12 protein-coding genes are annotated in these 9,735 nt (G+C 66.9%); 7 read left to right on the forward strand and 5 right to left on the reverse strand.

Features of this window, described 5'->3' with window-relative positions; all coding sequences use genetic code 11:
* Positions 1 to 253, reverse strand: a 253-nt coding sequence (locus tag Y706_RS29280; protein WP_043436050.1) for an alpha/beta family hydrolase, incomplete at its 3' end; no start/stop codon positions are given.
* 69 nt (positions 254 to 322) lie between these two features.
* Between Y706_RS29280 and ligD the strand changes: the two genes are divergently transcribed.
* Positions 323 to 1,348 (forward strand): non-homologous end-joining DNA ligase, encoded by a 1,026-nt coding sequence (gene ligD, locus Y706_RS0111995; protein WP_028276778.1) that lies wholly within the window; start codon positions 323 to 325, stop codon positions 1,346 to 1,348.
* A 67-nt stretch (positions 1,349 to 1,415) separates the two neighbouring features.
* Positions 1,416 to 1,553: a hypothetical protein gene (locus Y706_RS29570; RefSeq protein ID WP_164468558.1), complete on the forward strand. Its 138-nt coding sequence runs from the start codon at positions 1,416 to 1,418 to the stop codon at positions 1,551 to 1,553.
* On the opposite strand, the gene Y706_RS0112005 is transcribed toward Y706_RS29570, so the two are convergent.
* Entirely contained in the window at positions 1,543 to 1,908 is a 366-nt protein-coding gene (locus Y706_RS0112005) for a hypothetical protein (RefSeq protein ID WP_162159078.1), read from the reverse strand. The two genes, Y706_RS29570 and Y706_RS0112005, sit on opposite strands and share 11 nt — an antisense overlap.
* A 111-nt stretch (positions 1,909 to 2,019) precedes the next feature.
* The gene (locus Y706_RS0112010; protein WP_043436051.1) at positions 2,020 to 2,367 is read right to left on the reverse strand and encodes a hypothetical protein; all 348 of its coding nucleotides are present in this window, start codon (positions 2,365 to 2,367) and stop codon (positions 2,020 to 2,022) included.
* Positions 2,368 to 2,580: 213 nt separating this feature from the next.
* Between Y706_RS0112010 and Y706_RS0112015 the strand changes: the two genes are divergently transcribed.
* The 3 genes from Y706_RS0112015 to Y706_RS0112025 all read left to right on the forward strand — a co-directional run bounded on the left by Y706_RS0112015 (position 2,581) and on the right by Y706_RS0112025 (position 5,394).
* Positions 2,581 to 3,864: an SAM-dependent methyltransferase gene (locus Y706_RS0112015; protein WP_028276781.1), complete on the forward strand. Its 1,284-nt coding sequence runs from the start codon at positions 2,581 to 2,583 to the stop codon at positions 3,862 to 3,864.
* Positions 3,865 to 3,935: 71 nt separating this feature from the next.
* Positions 3,936 to 4,949, forward strand: coding sequence for a pirin family protein (locus tag Y706_RS0112020; protein ID WP_028276782.1), 1,014 nt, complete (start codon positions 3,936 to 3,938; stop codon positions 4,947 to 4,949).
* Positions 4,950 to 5,046: 97 nt separating this feature from the next.
* Positions 5,047 to 5,394 carry a GNAT family N-acetyltransferase gene (locus tag Y706_RS0112025; RefSeq protein ID WP_028276783.1) on the forward strand — a complete coding sequence of 116 codons (348 nt, stop codon included), beginning with the start codon at positions 5,047 to 5,049 and terminating at the stop codon, positions 5,392 to 5,394.
* A 28-nt stretch (positions 5,395 to 5,422) separates the two neighbouring features.
* Here Y706_RS0112025 and Y706_RS0112030 read toward each other — a convergent pair whose 3' ends face one another.
* A complete protein-coding gene (locus Y706_RS0112030; RefSeq protein ID WP_028276784.1) occupies positions 5,423 to 6,001 on the reverse strand; it encodes a TMEM175 family protein in 579 nt (192 codons plus the stop codon).
* Between the two features lie 81 nt (positions 6,002 to 6,082).
* Complete coding sequence (locus Y706_RS0112035) at positions 6,083 to 6,412, reverse strand: carboxymuconolactone decarboxylase family protein (RefSeq protein ID WP_028276785.1); 330 nt, start codon at positions 6,410 to 6,412, stop codon at positions 6,083 to 6,085.
* A gap of 331 nt (positions 6,413 to 6,743) precedes the next feature.
* Between Y706_RS0112035 and Y706_RS0112040 the strand changes: the two genes are divergently transcribed.
* Together Y706_RS0112040 and Y706_RS0112045 are read left to right on the forward strand one after the other, a co-directional pair.
* On the forward strand, positions 6,744 to 8,183 hold the full coding sequence (locus tag Y706_RS0112040) for a DUF2252 domain-containing protein (RefSeq protein WP_028276786.1): 1,440 nt from the start codon (positions 6,744 to 6,746) through the stop codon (positions 8,181 to 8,183).
* A gap of 28 nt (positions 8,184 to 8,211) precedes the next feature.
* A complete protein-coding gene (locus Y706_RS0112045) occupies positions 8,212 to 9,714 on the forward strand; it encodes an FAD-dependent oxidoreductase (protein ID WP_028276787.1) in 1,503 nt (500 codons plus the stop codon).
* The last annotated feature ends 21 nt before the right edge of the window (positions 9,715 to 9,735 follow it).

The raw sequence follows: 9,735 nt of genomic DNA on the forward strand, positions 1-9,735 counted from the left end.
AGGTGGCGATGGCAGCCGGCGTCCGGTCCGGGAATTTTCGTCCTGCCTCGCGGTAGGGGAAGTTGAAGCGCAGGGTGGCGACGCCGAGTTCGTTCAGGGCGCGGGTGAAGCCCACAAGGAACGGATGGTCCATTCCCGCCCCGGCGCCGTGGGCAACAACCAGGGTTGCGAAGGAGTCCTCGGGGCCGGCAAAGACGCCCGACACTGCGGCGTCGCCGACTTCAAGGGTGATCGGGAGCTCGGGCGTTGTCATGTGTCCATCATGCCCGGTGGAGGATGTTCCGCTCTTCAACTGTCCCCGCCGCCGGGGTAGGTTGTCCCCATGGCCAAGGAAGAAGTCCATCTCACCGTCAGCGGTCCGCACGGCGACCGGGAGTTGCGGGTGTCGAGCCCGGCGAGGGTCGTCTGGCCCGGCCTGGGACTGACCAAGCTGGACCTGGCCCGGTACATGGTGGCCGTCGGGGATGCCTTCCTGACGGCGAACGGGGACCGGCCGGTGACCCTCCAGCGGTTCAAGGACACGGTGGACGGCGAGCAGTTCTTCTCCAAGAACCCGCCCAAGGGTGCGCCGGATTTCATCCGTTCGGTCGACGTCGTCTATCCCAGCGGACGCTCGCATCCCCAGTTGGTCATTGACGAAATCGCCGCAGCGGTGTGGGCGGTGCAGATGAATACGGTGGTCTTCCACCCTTGGCCCTCCCGGGCCGGAAACCCGGACAATCCGGACGAGTTGCGGATCGACCTCGACCCGCAGCCAGGTACCGGGTTCGCCGAGGCCGTTCCGGTCGCGATGGAGCTACGCCGCTTACTCGCGGAGGCCGGGCTGGATGCGTTCATCAAGACCTCAGGAAACCGGGGGCTCCATGTCTTTGCACCGATCGAGCCGACCCGGGAATTCCTGGATGTGAGGCATGCTGTTATCGCGGCGGCGCGCGAACTCGAGCGGCGCCTGCCCGACCAGGTAACCACCGCCTGGTGGAAGGAAGAACGCGGGGCCCGCATCTTTGCCGACTTCAACCAGGCGAACCGTGACCGTACGATAGCGGGGGCCTACAGCCCGCGTGCACTCGCCAATGCCACCGTGTCGTGCCCAATCCGCTGGGAGGAGCTCGAGTCCGCCGATCCGACGGCCTTCACGATCGTCACCGTGCCGGAACGGCTCAAAGCCACCGGCGATCCGTGGGAGGGCATGCATTCGGGCGGCGCGGGCACCATCGATCTCCTCCTCGAATGGTGGGACAGGGATATCGAGGCCGGGCTGGGGGAGATGCCGTTCCCACCGGACTTTCCGAAGATGCCCGGGGAACCGCCGCGGGTGCAGCCGAGCCGGGCGCGCAACAGCGGCTGAGGCTGCCCGCGCGGACAGGCAACAGCCGCCGGCCCATCCGTGACCGCGCCCGCATCGAATTACCGGCATGAGCAAGTCGGAGAAGAAGAACCTGCGCTATTGCGACTACTACTGCTTCATGTCGCTGAAGGACTTCGCGGCCTGGGTGGACGCCGACGACGACCGGGAACCCGCCATGTCCTACGCCGGGACTCCTACCAGGTGAGTTCCTGGGCCTTTATTTCGTAGTGGCCGTCCCGTTCGGTGAACGTGGCCCGGTACCCGCGTTTGACCCCGTTAACCACCATCTGGCAATCGGTATGCGTGTTGACCTTGATATCCGGGAAGTTCTTGCACTCCACTTCGGAGATCGTGACGCCAGGGTCCGTGGGTTTGGCGCGGGCCTTGATCCGCTCGGCCAGAACCTTGCCGCTGGTCTGCGGATCGAAGACCACCACCGACGGCGGGGCCGTCGCCGTCACCGTGGTTGTGGGGCCCGGTATGGCCGGGGGAGCGCCGCAACCCGTCATCAGGAGCGCCGCGCCCAGGCTTGCTGCACATGCAGTTCTGAATAAGTTCATCGTCGATCAAGTCCGTCCGACGCCCGACCACAGGGCTGCCCGAGACCCAGGCTGCCAGACCCAACGATGCCCGGACGGGCTTGGGGAATCCTTGGCCCTGCGGCCGCGGTGCTAGCGGTGGGAACGGACGGTGCGAAGAATGCCGCGGATCGAAACGCCAACGGCGCACACCAGAGGGGCCAGCGCCACCAGGAGGACGACGGTGTTGGGCCGGAACGTCATGCGGCCAGAGGAGCCCTTGGCGTAGACGCCCAGGGGCAAGACGAAGCCGCCGCCCCCGCCTCCACTTCCGCCGCTGCCGGGCTGGGCGTCTTCCGGGCTGCTGCCTCCGCCGAACCCGAAGGACACCACCGCTACCGGGACGATCTCTTCTCCTGCGATGTTCACGGCGGGCCCGTAGGCCCGGGACACACCGACATTCTTGAACGTGTCCACGAGGGACGAGAAAGACTCAGACATAGGACACACCATAGGCAACAGCACCCCCACGCGCCAGAGCCGTCCGCCGCTGATGCTTTGGGAAGGAGTGGTGTGCGGGGAGGAGGGGAGGGGACGGGGAAAGGAATCGGAACCAAAGCTCTGGTTGCCGGGCGTGTCATGCCCTTAGATTTGGAACTGGCGCGGCTCAGCCCGCAGCACCGGAGACGAAGCACTGGAATTGAGGCACTGGACATGACGGCATCCACGAATGCGGCTTCACTGCTGGCCGACGCGCTGGCGATCATCCTTGGCACCGACGGCATCCCCCTGCGGCTGAAAGCCTGGGACGGCTCGGAAGCGGGACCGGAAGACGCTCCAGTCGTCGTTTTCCGCTCCAGGAGGGCACTTCGACGGATGCTGTGGTCCCCAGGGCAGCTTGGACTGAGCCGCGCGTACGTGGCCGGCGATGTCGAGGCACCCGGCGACATCTTCGCCGCCTTCGCGGCCATCAGTGCGGCGGGAAAGTTCGCCGAGCCCGGCCCGTTCCGGCCGCCGACACCCGGCGAGCTGTTCGCGCTGGTCAAAACAGCCGTCCGGCTCGGAGCGCTCGGAACGAACCCTGCGCCGCCGCCGGAGGAAGCGCGCGTGAGCAGGCACGGCCGGCGGCATTCCAAGGGGCGCGATGCCGCGGCCATTTCCCACCATTACGACGTCGGGAACGACTTTTACGCCCTCGTCCTGGGCCCTTCCATGGCTTACTCGTGCGCGGTCTGGGAGTCGGAGGAGACCGGGCTTGACGCCGCCCAGAGCGCCAAGCTCGATCTGGTCTGCCGCAAGTTGGGGCTCCGGCCGGGCATGCGGGTGCTGGATGTGGGATGCGGCTGGGGCAGCCTGGCGCTGCATGCCGCGCAACACTATGGGGCCGACGTCGTCGGGGTGACGCTCTCGGTCGAACAGGCGGCCCTGGCCCGCAAGCGGGCGGCGGACGCCGGACTCACGGACCGGGTGGACATCCGAGTGCAGGACTACCGCGACGTGGACGACGGGCCGTTCGACGCGATCAGCTCCATCGGCATGTCAGAGCATGTGGGGCGCGAGCAGATCCAGCACTATTCTTCCCACCTGCAGGGCCTGCTCCGGCCGGGAGGACGGCTGCTTAACCACGCGATTTCCTGGAACGCCGGCGCGACCCCGCCGGACCCTGACTCCTTCATTCCCCGCTATGTATTCCCGGACGGCGAGATGCTCAGCCTGTCGGAGATGGTCGCGGCACTCGAATCGGCGGACCTGGAGATCATCGACGTCGAGGCGTTGCGGCCCCACTATGCCCTGACGCTCAGGGCGTGGGTGCGGAACCTGGAGGAGCACTGGGACGAGGCCGTGCGCTTGGCCGGGCTGGGAAGGGCCCGGGTGTGGCGGCTCTACATGGCCGCGAGCGCACTCGGCTTCGAGGCCGGCATCACGGGCGTGAACCAGATCCTGGTCCAGCGCCCGGGCGGCGCGGAACCCCCATTGCGCCGTTCGGCCTGGATGTGAGGCCCGGTCCTGGAAGTTCAGGCCGTGTGCCGAAGGCTGACCCGCGGACCGCGCGAAGCTAGGCTGTCATCATGAGCAATACCGAAGTCGCGCCCCAGGAAATCCTCTGCGAAACAAACGGGACCTTCGCCGGCGTCGAACTCCTGGTTCCGCGGCAGGTCCCGCTGGGCGGCCCGCGCGCGATGGATGTGCGGCGCACCCTTCCGCAGCGCCAGCGCAGCCTCATTGGGGCGTGGTGCTTCCTGGACCACTACGGCCCGGACCAGGTCGGCGATTCCGGCGGCATGAAAGTCCCGCGCCACCCGCACACCGGGCTTCAAACCGTCAGCTGGCTGTTCACAGGCGAGATCGAACACCGGGATTCGGCCGGTTTCCACGCAGCGGTGCGGCCCGGTGAAGTGAACCTCATGACCGCCGGCCGCGGCATCAGCCACTCGGAATTTTCCACCCCGGACACCACCGTCCTGCACGGCGCGCAGCTGTGGGTGGCGCTGCCGGACACGGCACGCCACATGGCGCCCATCTTTGAGCACTACCGTCCGGAGCCGGTCAGCGGAAACGGCTGGACCGTGCGCGTCTTCCTGGGCTCGCTCGCCGGGTCCGTCTCGCCCGTCACAACCCACACGCCCCTGCTCGGTGCCGAGCTCCTGCTCGAAGCGGGGACGGAGCTGACGCTCACAACAGATGCGTCCTTCGAACACGGCCTGCTCGTGGACTCGGGCAACCTTGCCCTGGACGGGCAGCCGGTCCCGAAGGACAACCTCGCGTACCTGCCCGTCGGCCACGGGTCCCTGACCCTGGTCGCGGGCAGCGAGGGAGCCCGCGTTCTCCTGATCGGCGGAGAGCCGCTGGGCGAAAAAATCGTGATGTGGTGGAACTTCGTCGGCCGCAGCCATGAGGAGATCGTCGCGTACAGGACCCAGTGGCAGTCCGAGATCGGCGCGGACGCCGGCACTGAGGACGCCGGCACTGCGGGCTCCGGCGGCCGAGCATCCGACCTGCGGTTCGGTCCGTTCCCGCCCGGCGGCCCCGCAGCTCTCCCGGCCCCGGCCCTGCCGAATGCCCGCATCCGGCCCCGCGGCTGACCTGTCTATTCCGGCAGGCCCATACTGGCAAGCCCCGCCGGCCCTGCACCCGTAAACCCGACTGCCGGGCCAATCCGGCCCGCTCAAGGAGACCATATTGACCACGATCACCATCAGTAACAACCCGCAGCGCAGCCGTTTCGAAGTGCTCGACGCCGGCACCGTGATCGGCCAGGCCGCTTACGTGGACGACGTCGGGGCGGGCCAGCGGATTTTCTACCACACGGAGATCAACGAGGAATATGGCGGCCGCGGGCTGGCCGGGGTGCTGGCCGCACAGGCACTCGATGAGACTGTCGCCGCGGGCCTTACGATCGTTCCGGTGTGTCCCTACATCAAGAAGTACCTGGGCAAGCATCCCGGCTACGCGGCCCACGTGGTAACGCCGGCCCCGGCGCATCTGCGGTTCCTGAGCGCCTCGCTGGCTCAACGCGTCCGGCAGTAGCCGCCCCTGGACAGATGCGCCTCTGGACTCACGTGTGCGCGATGAACCGCTCCACACGCCGGTCCGGGATGAGCCAGATCGCGGCGACCACCGAATAGGCGGCGATCCCCAGGAGCGGGTTCACCAGGCTGAGCCCCATCCCGGCGATGTAGAGCGCGGGCGATCCCTTGCCCTTCCAGTCCTGCCCCATGGCCCGGTCCAGCGCGCCGCCGCGTCCCTGCTGGCGGATCAGGGTTGTTTTCAGGATGTAGTAGGCAATGGCGGCGAACAGCAGGTCCAGCCCATAGACGAGGACGGGTACCTCCGCCAGGCCCGTGTCATTTATCCACCGGGTGGTGAAGGGGATGAGGGAGAGCCAGAACAGCAGATGCAGGTTTGCCCAGAGCACCCCACCGTTGATCCGCCCGGCCAGATGCAGCATGTGGTGGTGGTTGTTCCAGTAGATCCCGACATAGATGAAGCTCAGCAGGTAGCTGAGCAGGGTTGGAAGCTCGTGAAGCAGGGCCGGCCAGGTCGGTTCGGCGGGGACGTGAAGCTCCAGCACCATGATGGTGATGACGATCGCCAGCACCCCGTCGCTGAAGGCCTCCAGCCGGTTCTTGTTCATGGGCCGCCTTTAATCAGGGCATCGTGGCAGATGCAACGAGGAACTGCCGACGCCGTGACGTGCGGTTCGTAGGTAAGGGTACTAGTCCCGGGTCCCTGCTTCGAGTTCTTCCTCCGCCATTTCGAGGGCAAAGCCCAGCGCCTGGACGAGATTGGTGGTCGCCGCCACGATCCGGGGAGTGCCGACGATGGGCGCAACGGCGATCAGGACGCCGCGGACATCCTCCAAGGTGATGCCGACGTCAACGGCGGTACCGGCGTTGAACAGGTAGGAGGCGCCCGGGGCGTCGACCGCCGCGAGCGCCGCAATCCGGGCCAGCATCAGTTCGCGAGGCTCAAGTGTGGAGCGTTCGAGCGAAACGGCGGTGATGTCGGCGAGGACGGCGAGGACAGGTGCTTCTTCTTCGGCCATGGTTATGTCTCCATCTGGTTTGCGGTGTCGTATGCCGAATTGGCGATGAGCGCGGTTACCCCCACTCGTCTTGCAACGTAACCCGACACAGTGAGGGGAGGCATCACCCGAACGGGATGAACCGGTGGACAGCGGTGGGGCTGCGCTGCGAACGTGCCTCCGGTGTGCGGCGGCGGGGTTCGGCAAGACACCACCAACGCGTTGACGATGGGCCGGTTCGGGGCCAGAATCGCAGTAGCTTGAGCCGAGGCGCAGTGGCGCGCTCGGCGGGGACTGACCCAGGCAAGCAGTGCCGGTGGCGGTTCCGGACCTAATAGGGAGGTCGCTGATCATGGCCGAGACCAAAAAAGTCAAGCATCCGAGTGTCGAGGAGCGTGCTGCGAAGGGCAAGGGGCGCCGGGAAAAGACGCCCGTCTCCGCCCACACTGGGTGGAAACCCGCGTCCGACCGCCCGGATCCGGTCGCGCTGCTCGAGGAACAGAACCTCACCCGCGAACAGGACCTCGTTCCGGTGAGGCACGGCCGGATGCTGGTCTCACCGTTCACGTTCTACCGGGGCGCCGCCAAGATCATGTCAACCGATCTGAAAGACACTCCCCGGGCCGGCCTGGTGTCCCAACTGTGCGGGGACGCCCATTTATCCAACTTTGGCGTCTTCGCCTCACCAGAGCGAACCCTGTTGTTCGATCTCAACGATTTTGACGAAACTCTACCCGGCCCATTCGAGTACGACGTCAAACGCATGGCCGCGAGCTTTACCATCGCGGCGCGGAACAACGCGTTCACCAAGGAAGAAACGCGCGACGCGACACTCACCGCCGTTCGGGCTTACCGCGAGGCGATGGCAGAGTTCGCACAGATGGGCACCCTGGACATCTGGTACGCCCGTCTGTCCGAGGAACAGCTGATGGAAACCATTGAGCTGGCCGTGGCAACCCAAAAGGGCAAGGCCCTCAAGAAGGCAGCCCACGGCATGGAAAAGACGGCGAAACAGAACGTCGCCAAGGCCCACACCCGCGACAGCCTGCAGGCACTCTCCAAGCTCGCCGAGCGGGTGGACGGGGAGTACCGGATCGTCAGCCAGCCGCCGATCGTCATTCCCTCACGGGAGCTGGGTGAATCGTTCGGCATGTCTGCGGAAGGGATTCAGAAAGCGGTTCGTGAGCAGCTCCGTTCCTACCGGGCCACGCTGCCGGATGACCGACGAATCTTGCTGGAGCGCTTCGAAGTCATCGATGTCGCCCGCAAGGTCGTGGGCGTCGGCAGTGTCGGCACGCGGGCGTTCATCGCCTTGCTCCAGGGCCGGGATGAGCAGGATCCGCTGTTTCTTCAGGTCAAGGAGGCGACGAGGTCGGTGCTCGAGGACCACTTACCGAAGAGCAAGTTCAAGCAGCCGGGCGAGCGTGTGGTGCAGGGCCAGCGGATGATGCAGGCCGCGAGTGACATCTTCCTGGGATGGACCAAGGGGGTACAGGACAACCGGTACCTGTATTGGCGCCAACTGCGTGACATGAAGGGCTCAGCCATTGTGGAAGGGATGAAGCCGCTCGGCATGACCTTCTATGCCGACGCCTGCGGCTGGACGCTGGCGCGGGCCCACGCCCGGTCCGGCGACCCCATCGCGATCGCGTCCTACCTCGGTAAGAGTGACAAGTTCGAACGCTCCATCACCGACTTCTCCGAGCGGTACGCGGACCAGAACGAAAAGGACTACGAGGCCTTCGCCGATGCGGTTCGCTCGGGGCGGCTGGAAGCCACTGAGGGCCTCTGATTCCGGATGTTCAGCAGAAGGCGCCGCCGTGGGTGAACGGCTCGAAGGACGGCAGGTTTCGCTCTGGCTCGCCACAACCGCTACCACCCGCTATCCCTCCCTGGACACGGATCTTGAGGTCGACGTCGCCGTCGTCGGGGGAGGGATCGCCGGCCTGACGGCGGCGCTGGCCCTCAAACGCGCCGGCAGCACCGTCGCGGTCCTGGAGGCAGCCCGCATTGGCACCGGCGTCACTGGGCACACCACCGGCAAAGTCACCTCCCTGCACCGGCTGGCCTACACCGAACTCGCGGACCGGCACGGACCGGACGTCGCGGGCACGTACGGGCAGGCCAACCAGGCCGCCATCGAGCACATTGCGCGTGTCGTCGCGGAGGAGGGCATCGACTGCGACTTCCGCAGGGTGTCCAACTACACCTACGCCGAATCCGACGACGCCCTCGCCAGGGTCCGCGGCGAGGCGGCCCTGGCCGGACGGCTCGGCCTGCCAGCCGTCTTTACCTCCGAGGTGCCGCTGCCGTTCGGTACCCGGGGCGCAGTCCGGTTCGACGGCCAGGCACAACTCCACGCGGTCAAATACCTCCAAGGCCTCGCCCGCGCCGTGGACGGGAGCGGAAGCCACGTACTGGAGGACTCGCGCGCCACCTCGGTCCGCGACGGTGTGCCCGCCGTCGTCAAGACCGGGAGCGGCACCGTCCGGGCGCGCGAGGTGATCATTGCCACCAACGTCCCCGTTGGCGACGCCGGCCTGTTTGCCGAGCGCTGCTACCTGCACCGTTCCTACGTCGTTGCCAGCCTGGCACCTGCCGTGCCCCTGGACGGGACCTTCATCAGCGTCGACGAGCCGATGCGCTCCATCCTAGCGATCGACATTGAGGGCTCCCGGTTCGTTCTCACGGGCGGCGAGGGGCACCGTGCCGCCGAGGCCAGCGATGCCGCCGAGCGGTACCGCCGCCTCGCGGCTTTCTCCCGGGAACGCCTCGGCACCGGGGAGACCAGCTTCCGCTGGTCCACGCAGGACAACATGCCCGTCGACGGGTTGCCCTACGCCGGGACTTTGACACCGACGGCGGCGCACCTTCATGTGATCACCGGCCTGCGAAAATGGGGCCTGACCAACGGCACCGCTGCCGCCCTGATCCTGGCCGACACCCTGTCGGGCCGTCACAACCCCTGGGCCGCGGTATTCGATACCAACCGCCCTTCCGCCGGCCAGGCAGGCGGGGTGCGCCAGCAACCGGACCAGCCACCCCCACACCGGCTGCCGGATCAACCGGTCGTCGCCGGGCTGCGACCCGGCGAAGGCACCGTCGTGGAGATCGACGGCGAAATGACCGCCGTCTACGCTGGCGCTGCCGGGGACCTCCTCGCCGTCACGGCCATCTGCACGCATCTGGGCTGCACGGTCGCGTTCAACGCGGACGATTCGACGTGGGACTGCCCCTGCCACGGCTCGCGGTTTTCCGCCGACGGCACCGTCATCCAGGGCCCGGCGACGATGGACCTGGCGCCGAGACCCGCACCGCGTTAGGTTCCTGCGGGTGAACCGGCC

Origin of the sequence: Arthrobacter sp. I3 (genome assembly GCF_000520575.1) — a bacterium.
Lineage (GTDB): Bacteria > Actinomycetota > Actinomycetes > Actinomycetales > Micrococcaceae > Arthrobacter > Arthrobacter humicola_A.

Coding starts and splice junctions, on each gene's coding strand:
- Y706_RS0112010 (WP_043436051.1), bottom strand. CDS start 2,367: ATGTCTGAGTCTTTCTCGTCCCTCGTGGACACGTTCAAGAATGTCGGT.
- Y706_RS0112015 (WP_028276781.1), top strand. CDS start 2,581: ATGACGGCATCCACGAATGCGGCTTCACTGCTGGCCGACGCGCTGGCG.
- Y706_RS29570 (WP_164468558.1), top strand. CDS start 1,416: ATGAGCAAGTCGGAGAAGAAGAACCTGCGCTATTGCGACTACTACTGC.
- ligD (WP_028276778.1), top strand. CDS start 323: ATGGCCAAGGAAGAAGTCCATCTCACCGTCAGCGGTCCGCACGGCGAC.
- Y706_RS0112020 (WP_028276782.1), top strand. CDS start 3,936: ATGAGCAATACCGAAGTCGCGCCCCAGGAAATCCTCTGCGAAACAAAC.
- Y706_RS0112005 (WP_162159078.1), bottom strand. CDS start 1,908: ATGAACTTATTCAGAACTGCATGTGCAGCAAGCCTGGGCGCGGCGCTC.
- Y706_RS0112035 (WP_028276785.1), bottom strand. CDS start 6,412: ATGGCCGAAGAAGAAGCACCTGTCCTCGCCGTCCTCGCCGACATCACC.
- Y706_RS0112040 (WP_028276786.1), top strand. CDS start 6,744: ATGGCCGAGACCAAAAAAGTCAAGCATCCGAGTGTCGAGGAGCGTGCT.
- Y706_RS0112030 (WP_028276784.1), bottom strand. CDS start 6,001: ATGAACAAGAACCGGCTGGAGGCCTTCAGCGACGGGGTGCTGGCGATC.